General features: G+C 59.5%; 13 protein-coding genes. 8 read left to right on the plus strand and 5 right to left on the minus strand.

The window, feature by feature from the left end; genetic code table 11:
* Positions 1–238 precede the first annotated feature (238 nt).
* Positions 239–1,780, minus strand: coding sequence for a methyltransferase regulatory domain-containing protein (locus AC0Z4S_RS01010; protein WP_485621697.1), 1,542 nt, complete (start codon positions 1,778–1,780; stop codon positions 239–241).
* Between the two features lie 347 nt (positions 1,781–2,127).
* On the opposite strand from AC0Z4S_RS01010, the gene AC0Z4S_RS01015 reads away from it, so the two are divergent.
* Positions 2,128–4,047: a tyrosine-protein phosphatase gene (locus tag AC0Z4S_RS01015; RefSeq protein ID WP_485621698.1), complete on the plus strand. Its 1,920-nt coding sequence runs from the start codon at positions 2,128–2,130 to the stop codon at positions 4,045–4,047.
* A gap of 36 nt (positions 4,048–4,083) precedes the next feature.
* On the opposite strand, the gene AC0Z4S_RS01020 is transcribed toward AC0Z4S_RS01015, so the two are convergent.
* Together AC0Z4S_RS01020 and AC0Z4S_RS01025 are read right to left on the minus strand one after the other, a co-directional pair.
* The gene (locus AC0Z4S_RS01020) at positions 4,084–5,211 is read right to left on the minus strand and encodes a mechanosensitive ion channel family protein (RefSeq protein ID WP_485621699.1); all 1,128 of its coding nucleotides are present in this window, start codon (positions 5,209–5,211) and stop codon (positions 4,084–4,086) included.
* Positions 5,212–5,304: 93 nt separating this feature from the next.
* Entirely contained in the window at positions 5,305–6,288 is a 984-nt protein-coding gene (locus AC0Z4S_RS01025) for a helix-turn-helix transcriptional regulator (RefSeq protein WP_485621700.1), read from the minus strand.
* 179 nt (positions 6,289–6,467) lie between these two features.
* On the opposite strand from AC0Z4S_RS01025, the gene AC0Z4S_RS01030 reads away from it, so the two are divergent.
* The 3 genes from AC0Z4S_RS01030 to AC0Z4S_RS01040 all read left to right on the plus strand — a co-directional run bounded on the left by AC0Z4S_RS01030 (position 6,468) and on the right by AC0Z4S_RS01040 (position 10,459).
* Positions 6,468–6,983: a sigma-70 family RNA polymerase sigma factor gene (locus AC0Z4S_RS01030; RefSeq protein ID WP_485621701.1), complete on the plus strand. Its 516-nt coding sequence runs from the start codon at positions 6,468–6,470 to the stop codon at positions 6,981–6,983.
* On the plus strand, positions 6,970–7,950 hold the full coding sequence (locus AC0Z4S_RS01035) for a FecR domain-containing protein (RefSeq protein ID WP_485621702.1): 981 nt from the start codon (positions 6,970–6,972) through the stop codon (positions 7,948–7,950). Before AC0Z4S_RS01030 ends, AC0Z4S_RS01035 begins: the two co-directional genes overlap by 14 nt.
* Before the next feature lie 118 nt (positions 7,951–8,068).
* Complete coding sequence (locus AC0Z4S_RS01040) at positions 8,069–10,459, plus strand: TonB-dependent siderophore receptor (protein WP_485621703.1); 2,391 nt, start codon at positions 8,069–8,071, stop codon at positions 10,457–10,459.
* A gap of 79 nt (positions 10,460–10,538) precedes the next feature.
* Here AC0Z4S_RS01040 and AC0Z4S_RS01045 read toward each other — a convergent pair whose 3' ends face one another.
* Complete coding sequence (locus AC0Z4S_RS01045; protein WP_485621704.1) at positions 10,539–11,555, minus strand: AraC family transcriptional regulator; 1,017 nt, start codon at positions 11,553–11,555, stop codon at positions 10,539–10,541.
* A gap of 153 nt (positions 11,556–11,708) precedes the next feature.
* On the opposite strand from AC0Z4S_RS01045, the gene AC0Z4S_RS01050 reads away from it, so the two are divergent.
* From AC0Z4S_RS01050 to AC0Z4S_RS01060, 3 genes are read left to right on the plus strand one after another with little or no spacing between them, the layout of a single operon-like run.
* A complete protein-coding gene (locus AC0Z4S_RS01050) occupies positions 11,709–12,383 on the plus strand; it encodes a glutathione S-transferase family protein (protein ID WP_485621705.1) in 675 nt (224 codons plus the stop codon).
* Positions 12,384–12,429: 46 nt separating this feature from the next.
* Positions 12,430–13,170 (plus strand): class I SAM-dependent methyltransferase, encoded by a 741-nt coding sequence (locus AC0Z4S_RS01055; RefSeq protein WP_485621706.1) that lies wholly within the window; start codon positions 12,430–12,432, stop codon positions 13,168–13,170.
* 37 nt (positions 13,171–13,207) lie between these two features.
* The gene (locus AC0Z4S_RS01060) at positions 13,208–14,029 is read left to right on the plus strand and encodes a glucose 1-dehydrogenase (protein ID WP_485621707.1); all 822 of its coding nucleotides are present in this window, start codon (positions 13,208–13,210) and stop codon (positions 14,027–14,029) included.
* 142 nt (positions 14,030–14,171) lie between these two features.
* Here the strand turns inward: AC0Z4S_RS01060 and AC0Z4S_RS01065 are convergent, their stop codons facing one another.
* A complete protein-coding gene (locus AC0Z4S_RS01065; protein WP_485621708.1) occupies positions 14,172–14,429 on the minus strand; it encodes a DUF3630 family protein in 258 nt (85 codons plus the stop codon).
* A gap of 263 nt (positions 14,430–14,692) precedes the next feature.
* On the opposite strand from AC0Z4S_RS01065, the gene AC0Z4S_RS01070 reads away from it, so the two are divergent.
* Positions 14,693–14,986, plus strand: coding sequence for a DUF7660 family protein (locus AC0Z4S_RS01070; protein ID WP_485621709.1), 294 nt, complete (start codon positions 14,693–14,695; stop codon positions 14,984–14,986).
* Positions 14,987–15,089: the final 103 nt, after the last annotated feature.

Below are 15,089 nucleotides of genomic sequence, written 5' to 3' on the forward strand. Positions count from 1 at the left end.
GGTGTGAGCGCATGCATAGTTGTGAGGAGTGGGTGGAGCGGAAATTTCGTTTATTGCGGGGTGGCTGGACGGACGGCAGAAGGCGGAAAGTTCCGCAAACAGGACGGTTGGCGCGATCCTGTTCTACGACCATTGTGGGAGCGAGCCTGCTCGCGAATGCGGTACGTCGGTCACCGGAGCTGGTGGCTGATCCAGCGCTTTCGCGAGCAGGCTCGCTCCCACATTGGTTGGATTGCAATCATGCGATTTTGAGCGCCCTCAGCACCACCAGCGTCTGCTCGGCAAACACCTGCGCCTGTGCGGTCAGTGCGGCGATGTTGGCCTCGGCGGTGAGCAATGGCTGGCCATTGTCGACCAGCACTTCACCTTGTTCGCTGATCACCCCCCACGCCAGTTGTGCCCATTCGGCCGGTTGCTGTTTGCCTTGCTTGATCGAGATCAGGAACAACTGCTGGAAGCGGCTGACCGTGACGCCACCACCCGTGACCGGGCTGGCCAGGGTCTGGATGTTGGCGCCGTACAGCGAGCGTTTGCACAATTGCAGATTGAGGGCGGCGCAGCGTCCGCTGACCTGCGATTCGGCGGCCTCGCTCTGGCACGGTGCCACGGCGCCCATGCCGATCAGCACCGCGAGTGCTTGCTCAAGGTCGTCGTAACTCAGCGGGGCAGCTTCAGACAGCAACTGGCGCATGGATTTCGCGGCATAGTCCTGCGCCGCCAGTGCATCGAGTACCGGGCCGTAGATTTCCGGTTGCAGGGTCGCTTCGCCGGCAGGACCGGTGACCGAGCCTGCCACGGTTTCCCAGGGTTGCAGCAGAACGAAACGGCTGTGGAGCATTCGCGCGCGGCGTTCGGCAGCAGACAGGCGGGTCGCGCCGCGCAAGTACAGGTCGCGGCGGAAGTGCTGGTTGACGAAGTAATCCCGCGCCTGTTCGCGCATGATCGGGTGTTCGATGGTTTCCAGGAAGTCCATGCCTTCGGCGCTCAGGTTGAGCGGGTCGACCGAGTCCAGCGGCACTGCCGTGGTGGCGTAGTCGAGCTTGGCCGGGGCCAGCGCATCGACCACGTCGGCGAAGTACATGCAGTTCCAGTCGCGATTGAAATATTCGTGGGCGACATAATGACGATCCTGGCCCTTGATGCTCTGCAGCCGCGCGCCGAGACTCGGCGCCGCAGCGGCGTATTTCGGGTTGGCGGCGAGCAGTGCTTCGGAGAATTGCAGCGCGGCGTCGATGCGTTCATCGGAGCGCGACGAGGCATTGGCAAAACGATCGTGCAGGCTGAACAGATTGCGCAGCGGCGCCGACGGCGACCAGCCGGGGAAGCAGTTGTAGCTGACGTAGAGCATGCCGCCGGGCTTGAGGTGGCGGCGGGCGAATTCGACGATCAGTTTCTGGTTGTCGCGGCTGACCCAGGTCCAGATGCCGTGCAGGCTGATGCTGTCGAACTGCGGCAGATCATGGCGCGCCAGCAGCTGTTCGAAACTGTCGTCATACAGGCGGGCGCCGTTGTTAGCGGCAGCCGCGAGGTCGATGGCGTGAGCGGCCATGCCCGGGTGGAAATCCGTGCCGACAAATGAGCCCGGGTTGGCTGTGGCGTGGATGTTGATCGACACGCCTTGGCCAAAGCCCAGTTCGCAGTGAACGCCGTCGGTACTGTCCAGCGTGGCGAAACCGCGCAGCAACAGGCAGTAACGCAGGAATACCGGATTGATCTCCCGGCTGTAGCTGTAGGTGTAGCCTTCGTCGGTGAAATAACCTTCGTTCCAGGCGTTGCTCATGGGGGCGGTCTCTTGTTCTCGGAAGTGATGGCAGACTTATAAGGGGTTGTCGCTGCGCGCGACAAGTACAAAAACCGCAGAGCCTCCCGAATACCCCGTGAAAATCCTGTGGGAGCGAGCTTGCTCGCGAAGGCAGTTTTTCAATTTCAATCGAGTCGCCTGACACACCTCTTTCGCGAGCAAGCTCGCTCCCACAGGGATCTTTTACAGATTCAAGTTTTATGGACAGTTTACGCACCCCACGGCCCATTCGCGCAGGCATTTCGTGGCCGCCCGAAACTGTCATATTCCCTCCCGCTCGCCTGCCCATAGTGACCAGCCCAACGCTGATTTCATGAGGCTGCACTGTGTTCCAACGTCTTCTGTGTTCGCTGTCCGTTCTGAGCCTGTCCATCGCCGCTGCCAATGCGGCCGAGCCAGTCGCGCTGGACACGCCGCGTTTGAGCGGCATCGACAATTTTCGCGACATTGCCGGCATCACTACCGCCTATTCCACGACCCACGACGGGACCATGCGCAGCGGTGTGTTCTACCGCTCCAACGCATTGACGCCGTCGGCGGCGGATCTGGCGACGCTCAATGGTCTGGGCATCAAAGCCATCTACGACTTGCGCACCCCCAGCGAAATCGCCGCTACGCCGGACACGATGATCACGGGGGCGGCTTACCGCAATATCGACATCATCGGCAGCACCGCCTCCGGTGCGGACATTACCCACATCTCGTTCCACAGCGCCGCGGAAGCCGTGGCGATGATGGAACAGACCAACCGTGCGTTCGTCAGCGATGCCGGCATGCGCGGTCAGTTCGGCCAGTTGTTCAATGAGCTGGCGAGCGTCGACGCCGCGCAGTTGTTCCACTGCACCGCTGGCAAGGATCGCACCGGCTGGACTGCGGCTGTATTGCAGAGCGTCGCTGGCCTCGATGAGGCGACGATCATGGCTAACTATCTGGCGACCAACGACTACACCGCCGCCCGTGTCGCCGCGACTCTGAAAGCCTTGCCGCCGAGCATGGCCGCCGTCTACGAGCCGCTGCTCGGCGTGCAGGCCAGTTACTTGCAGGCCGGGCTCGATCAGGTCGCCGCCGAGTACGGCAGCATGGATAACTACCTCAAGCAGGGCCTCGGTCTGTCGCAGGACACCATCTATGTGCTGCGCGGCAAACTGGTCGAGTACAACAGCTTGCCCGGTCAGGCCGGGATGATCGGCAATGCCGCTGCTGGCGCCGAGCTGCTGCGGCAGTTGCAGAACTCTGAGCTGTCCGGCACCTACAGCGCCTACAACTATTACCTGCAATCGGCGATCGACGCCGGCACCTTGGGCGGTGTCGAAACGCAAGTCGGCGGTCAGGTGCATGCGGATGCGGCCAGCTATCTCTTGCGGCAGAACGCGATGATCGAACAAGCCGCCGCAGCGTTCGCCAGCGGCAGCGGTTTGAAGGTGGGCCAATACCGCCTCTGGAGCACCGCGCTCGCCAGCTACCTCGGCACTGACGGCTCGGCCCATGCCGACAGCAGCAACGAGCATAGCCAGGGCCTGATGCTCGGCATCACTCAGCGCTTCAGCGAACAACTCAGCGCGCGGGCCGGTTTCGGTTACAGCAAGGGCAGCGTCGGCGGGGCGGGTGGCGAGGCCGATACTGATTTCACCTTCCTTAACCTCGGTACGCGTTACGGCTTGACCAGCCTTGAGCGTGGCGTGTTTGTCGACGCCAGCGCCAGCGCCGGTTACCTCGACTACGACAGCAAACGCGAGCTAGGTGGTGGCCTCGGCACAGCCAAAGGCGACACCCACGGCAATCTCACTGGCGCGACCCTGGCGTTGGGTTACCGCGCACCGCTCAGCGGGGTGATTGTCGAACCGAGCCTGGGCGTTCGCGTCAGCCATCTCGACTTGCAGGGTTTCCAGGAGAAGGGCAGTGAACTGGCGCTCGACGTCGACGGCATCCAGCAGACCCGGCGCAGCGCCGTGGCCAATCTCGACCTCTCATTCGCTCCAGTGGCTGTGGGGGCGTGGCAGCTGGAGCCAGGGGTACGCGTGGGGTACGAGCGTGCGCTGGGTGATCAACAGGTCGACAGCGATGGCCGTCTGCTGGGGCTGGATATCGAGCAGCGCGCGGCGTTCGATAACCGCGATCAGTTCAGCGGCGGCGTTAACCTGATGGCCAACCTCGGCGCCCTGAGTCTGGGCGCGGAAGTCGGAGCCAACGGTGGTGGTGACAGCCATGGTTTCAATGGCGGGCTCAAGGCCAGTTACGCGTTTTGAATGAAGAGAGCCCGGCAGATTGCCGGGCTCTTCAGTTCAAGCATGCTGCGCACGCGACGATTGTTGTGTGCGTGCCGGCAGCGCGGCGGGCTCGGGCAGCGAGGCGACATGCACGGTGCGCGCCGGGAAGGCGAACGTCGCATCCAGCTCGGCCACCGCTTCCATGATTGCCAGATTGATCCGTTGCTGCACGTCCATGTAGACGTTGTAGCTGGCGTCCAGCACGATGTACACCGTCTCGAATTCCAGCGCGCTTTCACCAAAACTGCGGAAATGGCAGCGGTCGAAGCGCGCCTGTTTTTCGTTCTTGATGATGCTTTCAACGCGCTGGGTGATCTGGCGGATCTGTTCGGTCGTGCACTCGTAAGTCAGGCGAAACTCGAACACCACCCGACGCTCCTGCAAGCGCTTGTAGTTCTGGATGGTGCTGCCGATCATGTCGGCGTTGGCCATGACAATCTGCTCGCCGCCGAGACTGCGGATGCGCGTGGTCTTCAGGCCGACATGCTCGACCGTACCGGCCAGCGTGCCGACGACGATGAAATCGCCCACCTCAAACGGCTTGTCTACGGCAATCGACAGCGAGGCGAACACGTCGCCAAGAATGTTCTGCACCGCCAGCGCCACGGCGATACCGCCGACACCAAGGCTGGCGACAAACGCAGTGATGTTGACGCCAAGGTTCGACAGCATCGCCAGCAGAATCACCGCCCACAGCAACACCTTGACGCCCCACAGGCTCAGGGTCGCCAAGGCACTCGCTTGAAAGGTGCCAGTCGCGTTATGCCGCGAGAAATAGCGATGCAGCCCCAGCGCCAAAGCACGGTTGGTCCATAGGCCAACCTGCAACGCTGCGACTACGAACCACAAACTGCTCACTCGCCCGAGCCAGCGCTCGGGCAAATCCAGCAACCCGATGCCAACCAGAATCGAGGCCAACAGCAGCAATGTGGTGCTGGTCGCCGCCAGCACTTCGCTGGCCATGTACGTCAGATGCCCATTGCCGGCGCTGGCCCGCGCCTGCACCTTGCGGAAAACGAAACGGATCGCCGTGGTGGTCAGCAGATAACTGAGCGTCGCGGCGAGGAACGCCAGGACCCAGTTTGCCAATGAAATTCCCAGAATCGTGTGCGTCGTGAAAAAGCCGATGAAATCCTCGGTCATTGAAACCCCCTTTTCGCCAAGTGGCCTGTCTGGGGTTAGTCGCCCTGAGGTCGCTGCTGTTCAATCAAATGCAGATGTCACCGGAGCGAATGGTCAACGCCTGCCTTTCAACTCCGCCGGGCTGACGCCATAAGCACTCTGGAAATACTGACAAAAGCGCCCGACATTGCTGAAGCCAAAACGTAGCGCTACTTCTGTCACCGACCCCGCATGCCCCCGCGCCAAGGCCTCATAAGCACGCTGCAAACGCACCTGACGCTGATACGCCACGATCGACATCCCGACAAAACGCCGAAACCCTTCCTGCAACGCGCGCTGGCTGACATGGCTCAACCGCGCCAGATCCACACCACTCAGCAGTTGCTGCGGATGCGCCTGAATAAACTCCATCGCCAACTTCACATGCCGCGGCGCCACACACGGCGCCGGCCGGCGCAGTGCCTCGGTGAAATTGTGCGGCCACGCCTCCAGCACCGCATCGATCAACATCTCGCGCAAACGCGACGGCATCAGCGTGCCGCTGTTGATCAGCGCATCGAACTCAGTGCCCGTCGCCAGATCGATCAATGCCTTCAGGCCCTTGAATGCTGGCGTACTCAGATCCACGCTCGGCTCAAACACGATCTTGTGCACGATCGGTTTCTCCAGCAACGCCGACAAACGCTCGGTGAGCTGATGGCGATTGATCGAAATGCCGTGATGCGCATGATCATCGACAAAGCGCATCGAAAGGATATCCGCCTTGTCGATCGCCAGACCAACGTGCGACCTGCCGATGGATTCGGTGGCGTGGTTGAAAACGATCTTGCCGGCGGTGGGGATGACGAAGGTGATTTCGTTCTGCGGATCGGGGAGGGTGACGCTGAAGTCGCCGTGGTAATGCATGCGCCGGAAACTCACCCCGTCATGCCGCCCGTAGACCCCGCCGATGATGATGTTGGACGGCGGTGGTGGGGTGTCGGCGTAGCGATTGCCGAAAAGCCTGGAGAAGAGGGCGCCGAAGTCGGAGGAGGTGAGATTGTCGGAGCGCAGGATGATTGTTTGCCGGGTTGGGGGTGCGGTGGCGATTGGCGGCATGTTGGAATGCGGGCTCTTGAGTCAACGGTAGAGATCGGTAGAGCCTAGGGGGCATGCGTGACGGTTGAGTGACAAGACCGAGAGCATGATTTGCGTTCGACGAAGCCACGTATTTACCTGAGACCTGTCGCATGAGTAGAATGCGATTCATTATCAATCATGTATGTCCCGGGATGCCGATGCGTAGCGACGAAACACTAGGTACCGCAGATCCAGGGCTGCTCTATCGCACCCACTACTCGTGGTTACAGGGCTGGCTGATCCGGCGCATTGGATGTCGCGATAACGCCGCAGATCTGGCGCAGGACACCTTCGTACGGGTGCTCAAGGCCCGTCAGTCCAGTCCCTTGCGCGAACCACGCGCCTATTTGAGCAGCATTGCCCGTGGACTGATGATTGATCAGTATCGTCGTCGCGAACTCGAACGTGCCTATCTGGAAAGCGTCACGTTGCTGCCTCAACACGAGGTTCCCTCGGAAGAAAGCCGGCTGATGATTCTGGATGCGCTCGAGCGCATAGACCGCATGCTCGACGTGCTCAAACCAAGAGTTCGTCAGGCGTTTTTATTGGCCCGACTCGACGGCCTGACCTGCGCACAAATAGCCGAAAGACTCGGTGTTTCCCGCGCGACTGTGGAACGCGACCTGGCCGCGGCCCTGCAACACTGCTATCGCTTGCGTTATGTCGAGTCGTGAGCCGCAGGCGCTGGATCCGGCCATTGTCGAGCAGGCGATCCAATGGCTGGTGCGCCTGCGCTTCAATGAAGCCGATGAACAGACGCAGCGCACTTTTGAGCACTGGCTCCAGCAGCGCCCAGAGCATGGGGTGGCGTGGCAGCGTGTGGAATCGCTAGGGGATGAATTCGCAGGCGTACCCACTCAACTGGCCCGACAAACCCTTGAAGGCAGCAGCCATGGAATGCGCCGGCGGGAAAGCCTGAAGCTTCTGGGCATATTGGCGACGGTTGGCGCGGCAGCCTGGCTCGGCCGGGACTACACGCCCGTACCCGCGATGCTTGCGCAACAGCGTAGCGGCACCGGCGAACGACGACGCTTCCAGCTCAATGATGGCAGCCTTGTCCAGCTCAATAGCGATAGCGCCGTCGACAGCGATTTCGACGCCCAGCGACGCCTGATCATCCTGCGCCGTGGTGAAATCATCGTGAACGTCGGCGCGGATCAATACTCGCCGCAAGCGCGACCGCTCTGGGTGCAATCCCGTGACGGCATCATGCGAGCCCATGGTTCGCGTTTTCTGGTACGCGAGCGTGACGATGGCACGCTGGTCGCGGCTCAGCAGGGATCAGTCACGGTTTTCCCCGGCTCCGGTCAAACCTCTGCGAGCGGCAGCGCCCAGGCGGGCAGTCCTCTGTTGTTCACCTCGAATGGCCCCCGAACGTTCAGGGACAACGGCCTTGATCTATGGGCTTGGGGTGACGGGGTGATCAGTGCGAACCATATGCGCCTTGGTGACTTCATCGCGGAGTTGTCGCGCTATCGTCCCGGGGTATTGCGCTGCGCCGAAGAGGTCGCTGATCGTCGCGTTTCCGGCACCTTCCAGCTCGCTGACAACGATCAGGTCCTGGCATTGATCGCACAATCACTGCGCTTGCACGTTGATTACCGAACCCGTTATTGGGTGACCGTGACCGCCGCGACCTGAGTCCATCAGGATGTTGCGTGGCGTGAAAAATAATGAGGTGGTTTCTCATTCTCGTTCGGCCTCTAAGGAAGGCCGGAATACAGGCCAGTCTGCCGATGTCCTTTCTTGGAGCGAGAAAATGAGTTCGTCCCCGGTTTCACAGCGCCATCCATTGAATCGTGCCATGCACGCTGCGATTTTGGGTTTGATCGTGAGCAGCTACGCATTGCCATCGCTGGCGCAAACCTCGAGCGCTGACCACAGCAATCAGGTCAGGCAGTGGAACATCGCAGCCGGCCCGCTGGCGCCGGCGCTCGACCGCTTTGCGCGGGAGGCCGGGATCAGTCTTTCCTTCGACGCGTCGAGTGTTGCGAACCGCAACACTGCTGGCGTGAGTGGCACGCTCGAAACGTCGGCAGCGCTGTCATCGTTGCTGCAGGGGAGCGAATTGCAGATCGAACAGCAAGGCCCGAATGCTTACCTGCTGGTCCCTCAAGCAAAGACCGCCGGCCCGCTGGAGCTCGACGCAACGGCCGTCGAGGACTACCGCCTCGCACCCCTCATCATCAATGCCAAGGTCAGGGTCAGTGCCGACGACGACACCAACTCGGTGGTCGCCAAGGAGCTCTGGGTGGGCGGCAAAGTGGCGACCAGCATTCTCAACACACCGGCATCGGTATCAGTCGTTACCAACAAGGAAATGCAACAGCGCAGCGTCAGCACCACGGAAGAGGCGCTGCAATACACGCCCGGCGTGGTCAGTGACTTCTACGGGACGGATGACCGCAACGACTATTTCCAGATCCGCGGCTTCCAGGCCACCACCTACCGTGACGGCTTGACCCTGAGTTCGATGCGCGGCGTACGCGAAGATCCATTCGCCTATGAGCGCATCGAGATTCTGCGTGGCGCCAACTCCACGCTGTTCGGCCCCGCGGACCCGGGCGGTTCGGTGAATTTCGTGACCAAACAACCGCGCTTCGAGAAGTTTGGCCAAGGCTATGTCACTTACGGTTCGTTCGACCATGTCGAGACAGGCATCGATGTCGGTGACGCGCTGAACGACGATAAAACCCTGGCTGGCCGCTTCACGGCCAAAGGGCAAAACAGTGATCGCGAGTACGACCACTCACAGGACGACAACCAGTTGTTTATGGGTGGTCTCACCTGGGCACCGACCGATTACACGTCGGCCACGGTGATCCTCGACTACCTGAAAACCGAAAGTTCGCCCAACAGCGGCGGTTATCCGCTGGACAAGGAATACGACCGCAGCAAGTTTTACGGTGAGCCCAGCTACAATTTCCACGATGTCGAGCGCACCAGCCTCAGCGGTAACGTCACCCATGACTTCGACAACGGCTTCGTACTGCGCAGCAATCTGCGTTACAGCAAGCTGACCGATGATTTTGGCTACGTGTACCTCAGCGACAGCGCCGCACGTGTCGGTACTACCGTCGATCGATACCTGTTTGGCACGGACACCGATGCCGACCAGTTCAACGGCAATCTGATGCTGCAATACGATGCTCGCTTCGAGAACATCGACAGCAGCAGCCTGGTGGGCGTGGAGTACCTCGATTCGACCACCAAGGAAAGCTCGGTCTACGCCCTGACGACGCCGATCGACATCGCCAATCCCGTGTTTACCGGCGTTTCACGCTCGATCACGCCGTACGCCGTCAACAAGCGAGACGCGACCACCAAGGCCGTATTCCTGCAGCAGAACCTGTCGTTCTACGAGCGGTTCATCGTCACCGGGGGTGTGCGCAACGACTCGATGGACCTGACCAGCAAAGGCTTGCAATCCACCGAGAAAGACACCTTTTCCGAAACCTCCTACCGAGGTGCGTTGACCTATATCGTCAACGATGAAGTGTCCACCTACGTGAGCATGGTGGAATCGGTATCGCCGCCGCAGGTTGGCGTGACACCGCAGACAGGCAGGCAGTACGAGGTGGGCGTGAAGTATGCGCCGATGGGCATGGACGCACTGTTCTCCGCAGCCGTTTATGACCTGACCCAGGAAAACGTCACCATCGCCGTGGTGCTGCCGAGCGGCATCATCGAGCAGCAGACGGTGGGCGAGTCGCGGGCGCGTGGCCTCGACCTGGAGGCCAAGGCGCAGGTGACGCAAAACCTCAGCCTGATCGGTGGCTATTCCTATATGGAGTCAGAGGTACTGCGCGGTTCGTTGTACGACGGTAGCTCCCTCAAGGGTAACGAGTTCTCCACGGCGCCCAAACATTCCGCTTCGCTCTGGAGTTACTACGATGTGCCCGCCACTGATGTCAGCGTGGGCCTGGGTGCACGCTACGTCGGCTCGTATTACTTCGATGCAGCGAACTCCGGCAAAAGCGATGGCACCACGCTGTTCGACGCCGCTTTCAACTACAAGATCGCCAAGGGCACCGACCTCGCGGTGAACGTCAGCAACCTGCTGGATGAGCAGCACGTGGTCGGCTCCGGCACAGCGAACTTCTACAACCCGGGTCGCGAGATTACCGCCAAAGTGAGTTACAACTGGTAAGCAGGTACAGGATGCGGTGCCCGCTTCACTGCGGGCACCTGGCATCTGCTTTCGGCCCGAAGCGCACTTCCTGCCAGCGTCATGGGTGAGTCGCTGAGCGTCGCCACTGACCGGGTGAAACATTTTCTCGCTGCCGAAACGCCCGATAGTAAGAATTGACGTCGTTGTAACCCAAGAGATACGCCACCTCTTTGAGCTCAAGGCTCGTATCAGCCAGTAGCTGAAATCCCACTTGACGCCTTGCCTCGTTGAGCAGTGCGCTGAAGGAAGTACCCTCGGACGCCAAGCGGCGTTGCAACGTTCGCTTGCTCTGCAGTAGTTCTCGGGCGAGATGTTGCAGACTGGGCCGTCCGTTCGCCAATGCGCGTTTCAGTATTTCAATAACCTGCTCACAGAAGCCCACCGGCGCTTCGATCGCGCGAAGTGCGGCATCGAGCCCGGGGCTCATCATGTGCAGCACCTGCGCATTGTGTTGCAGAAACGGCCGATCAAGATCACAGGCGCTCACGATCAACTCGTCGTGGCTGGCGCCATAATGAATGGGACATGCGAAATAATCCGAGTGAGTTTCCAGCGGTGGTTTTGGCCGCCTCAAGCGCAATGACAGAGGCGCAATGTGTTCACCGGTGCCTCGTCGACCGAGCTCCAGTACCAAGGCAAAACACGCTTCCACTGAAAGACAGGGCGCCGGCCCCGTGCCGGAAGGCCACTGAATCGTGAATGACACAGTCTCCTCGCGCTCGACCATGGATAATTTGTCGGGACTGCACAGGCGCTGCAAGCGCGCCAACCGCGCAAGTCCGTCGCGATAATCAGCCGCATATAACGCCGTGATGAACGCCATTTTGTGCTTCGCACTGGGCGTGTCGCGAACCATTTTTATCGCAAAAGCGGGGTCTGCCGAAAGCGCCTCAATGGCGTTCCACACGGCAAATAACTGCTGCGTGCTGACAAAGGTCGATTCGTTCAGGTGAAGGTCTTGGGGCAGTTGAGCGTGTTGCTCAATTGACGAGGGATCCAGGCCCAGCTGCGCTATCGATTCCCAGAAGACCCTGGGCAATTTACACCGCTCGGCGCTGGTGTGAAGGTACGGCATTTCCAGGCTCCGAACCGCAGGATAGCGGTGATGCGTGATGCAACGCGCCGCCAATGGCGCGTTCTGCAAGTATTCTGGCGCAAGGCGCCCACAGGCTGATACCGCTTCGCTCTTACCATTGTCGTCAACACCCCGAGCCAAAAGGAGCTCACGATGACGATGACGTTCTATACCAACCCCAATTCTCGCGGGCGCATGGTGCGCTGGATGCTCGAAGAAATCGGCTGCACGTATGAGACGGTGGTCATGGATTACCAGTCGACCAGTCAGGCTGACCGATGGGGTGGTGCCGCGCTGGCAGTGCCAACGATGGCCGACGCTGATGATCGGCGCGTCAGTTTTTTTCGCGACGTGAACCCGATGGGAAAGATCCCGGTCCTGGTGCATAACGGCCAAACCATAACAGAAACTGCCGCCATCTGTGCGTACCTCGCGGAAGCATTTCCCGAAGCCGGGCTGGCCCCGGTGGCAGCGGAGCGCGCCGCTTATTTCCGGTGGATGTTTTTCGCTGCCGGGCCGCTGGAGCAGGCGGTCACCAACCACCGCGCCGGCTTCAACCCGACGCCGGATCAGGAGTTCTTCTTTGGCTACGGAAGCTATGAGCGCACGGTCGATCAACTTGAGCGCGCGGTATTGGCGCATCCGTTTATTGCCGGCGAACGCTTCACCGCTGCAGACGTTTATGTTGGCTCCCACATCGGCTGGGGGTTAGGCTTGCAAACCTTGCCGCCCAGGGCTGCATTTCTCGCCTATGCCGAGAAGTTGATCAGCCGCGACGCCTATCAACGTGCGGTGGCGAAGGATGAAGCGCTGTTGGGTGGCAGATGACTGACGTGCCTGCCATGATTTTTCGCAAAACTCAGGTAATTTGATAATGCCGCTCAACCGACTCGATTTCACCACACGCTTGCTGATCGACGCGGGCATCGTCAAAGGAATGCGGATCCTCGACGTAGGCTGCGGTTCGGGTGATGTTTCTTTGCTGCTGTGTGATCTAGTGGAAGACGGTGAGGTCATCGGCGTTGATCATGACGCCGCTGCGATTGCCATTGCTCGCCAGCGCAGCGCAGGACATGCGCTGAGTTTTCTCGAGGCAGACCTCCAGGAATTGCCCGACTCTGTCGGCACTTTCGACGCGATTGTCGGCAGGCGCGTCCTGATGTATCAACAGGACGCGGTGGCGACGATCCGAGCACTGTCGAAGTGTCTTCGCCCCGGCGGAATCATGGTCTTCCAGGAACACGATACGACGCTGGCGCCTGCCAGCGTCGAACCTTTCCCTTTGCATGAAAGAGCGCAACGCTGGTTACAGCAAATGCTTGCTCGCGAAGGAGCGGATTTGCACATCGGGTTCAACCTGCATGGCATTTTCACCCAGGCAGGCTTGACCGTTGAAAGCGTACGCGCCGAGTGCCTGGTACAAACGCCTGATGCGCCCTACAGCCTTGGCGCCATCGTTCGAGCATGCTTGCCGCGAATCATTGCGTTAGGGGTGGCCAGTGCAGAAGAGGTCGAAATTGAAACGTTGCAGGCGCGTCTGGATCAGGAGCGTTCAGCTTCTTCGGGTATCTACGTTGGTGATGTGATGTTTGGGAGTTGGGCTCGGAAGATTTGACGTTTTGAGAGGCGGATACAAAGGGGAAGCATCATTTATGGACAATAAACTGATATCTAAAGTCGCGGTCATTACGGGCGCGGCTCAAGGGATCGGCGCCGCGATTGCACGCCAGTTCGTAGAACAAGGCTGCTTTGTTTACCTCACTGATTTGAACGACGAACTTGGAAGAACAACTGGAACAGCATTAGGAGAGCGTGCCTGTTATCTGCATCTTGATGTGCGGTGCGAAGAAGATTGGCAGCGAGTGATAACCCATGTCATGGCGGCGCACGGCGGCCTCGATGTGTTGGTCAATAACGCGGGCGTTACCGGGTTTGAGCAGGGGGTTGTCCAGCATGACCCAGAGCATGCGCGCCTGGAGGACTGGCGCTCCGTGCACGAGACCAATCTTGACGGTGTGTTTCTTGGGTGCAAATACGCAATCCGCGCCATGCGCCGTACCGGGACTGGTTCCATTATCAACATCTCCTCTCGCTCCGGGCTGGTCGGAATTCCTGGCGCGGCTGCATACGCATCGTCCAAGGCGGCCGTTCGCAATCACACCAAAACGGTGGCGCTTTACTGCGCCGAGCAAGGATTGAAAATTCGATGCAACTCGATCCACCCGGCCGCCATCCTTACTCCAATGTGGGAGCCAATGTTGGGTAATGATGCAGGTCGTGAAGAGCGAATGGCTGCAATCGTTCGAGACACTCCACTTAGAAGATTTGGGATGCCCGAAGAAGTAGCGGCCATTGCCCTGTTATTGGCTTCCGATGAGGCTACGTACATCACCGGCAGTGAGTTCAACATTGATGGCGGTCTGTTGGCGGGGTCAGCGGCTTCGCCAATCGTGTCGGATGACAGCGAAAGCTGAAACCGCCTTCACGAGTAGCAACCTCTGGCGGATAGCTGCGGCTCACCAGAGACGACTTTCGGCCAGAAGCTGACGGTAGCTACAGGCAGAAATCGACTAACAGCTGCCTTCTAAATCAGTTGGGATCTTTGTTAGAGCGGGCTTACCCGCAAGGAGGCTGCTTAAGCAACGCACATACTCTTCGAGCGATGTCATCTGCGCTATCGGGAATGACCACTGAAATGCCTAAATAGTGTTCAAGGTGTAGGGTAAGCGTGTGTTCACCCACCAACAGATCCCAATAGCGCTGGTCCAGGCCATCGAGCCTCTCTTTCCAGCAACCTCCCAGCCCTTGCTCAATAACCCGGGCCACGTCCTCGAAAAGCTTCCAGTCGGCTTCTTCTGATACGTCAATCCTCACTATGCGTCACCTCACCACCAACAGTCCTCCGATTCTGGTGGCTCCTGTGAATGGCCGCAATGGGTCGACACCTAACGGTGGAGGATGACCGCTTTTGGCCGAAAGCAGCCATCCGTTCAGCGCAGGTTTCGGCCGAGAGCACCCGCTCGCAAACCCAATTTACCCCCGTCGTGCCCTCATAAAATGGAGTTGACTCTTTTTCCTTCTTCGGAGCAGCATCGCGGCAATCTTTGATCCGCTAACGCCACCGTGGTATGCCTTTTATGTCGATCGACCTTGATGAACTATTGGAACGTGTGAACGACGAGCAATCGTTCATCGCATTTATCCACGCTTTGAGTTCGGATTTTGCCAGTCAACCCTTGCTCGATAATGTGACGCCATTAAAGCGCGATGAGGCTGGCGTTTCGCAGTGGGAAAACGGTTCTGTTGATACATTTCTTGAAGCAGCAGCTGCTTGGGCAACCGCTAGTACTCGGATTTCTCCGAGCACTTCAGAAACAAATATATGGCAGCGGTGTGCATCCATTCTGTTAGCTGGCAAATTCTATGAGTGAACCCTGGCAGCCATTTCTGCGAACCTGCGGGAGCCCACCGTATGTACGAGCTCTTTTTGTAGATTTGCCCTTCAGCGAGCATGAGACCTGGCGATAACCTGTC

The organism is Pseudomonas sp. 1L-B-1-E-C1 (assembly GCF_057291835.1).

Bases quoted from the DNA above. Each gene is read 5' to 3' on its own strand.
- AC0Z4S_RS01045 (WP_485621704.1), bottom strand. From the start codon at position 11,555: ATGCCGTACCTTCACACCAGCGCCGAGCGGTGTAAATTGCCCAGGGTC.
- AC0Z4S_RS01060 (WP_485621707.1), top strand. From the start codon at position 13,208: ATGGACAATAAACTGATATCTAAAGTCGCGGTCATTACGGGCGCGGCT.
- AC0Z4S_RS01020 (WP_485621699.1), bottom strand. From the start codon at position 5,211: ATGACCGAGGATTTCATCGGCTTTTTCACGACGCACACGATTCTGGGA.
- AC0Z4S_RS01010 (WP_485621697.1), bottom strand. From the start codon at position 1,780: ATGAGCAACGCCTGGAACGAAGGTTATTTCACCGACGAAGGCTACACC.
- AC0Z4S_RS01055 (WP_485621706.1), top strand. From the start codon at position 12,430: ATGCCGCTCAACCGACTCGATTTCACCACACGCTTGCTGATCGACGCG.
- AC0Z4S_RS01050 (WP_485621705.1), top strand. From the start codon at position 11,709: ATGACGATGACGTTCTATACCAACCCCAATTCTCGCGGGCGCATGGTG.
- AC0Z4S_RS01070 (WP_485621709.1), top strand. From the start codon at position 14,693: ATGTCGATCGACCTTGATGAACTATTGGAACGTGTGAACGACGAGCAA.
- AC0Z4S_RS01030 (WP_485621701.1), top strand. From the start codon at position 6,468: ATGCGTAGCGACGAAACACTAGGTACCGCAGATCCAGGGCTGCTCTAT.
- AC0Z4S_RS01025 (WP_485621700.1), bottom strand. From the start codon at position 6,288: ATGCCGCCAATCGCCACCGCACCCCCAACCCGGCAAACAATCATCCTG.
- AC0Z4S_RS01040 (WP_485621703.1), top strand. From the start codon at position 8,069: ATGAGTTCGTCCCCGGTTTCACAGCGCCATCCATTGAATCGTGCCATG.
- AC0Z4S_RS01035 (WP_485621702.1), top strand. From the start codon at position 6,970: ATGTCGAGTCGTGAGCCGCAGGCGCTGGATCCGGCCATTGTCGAGCAG.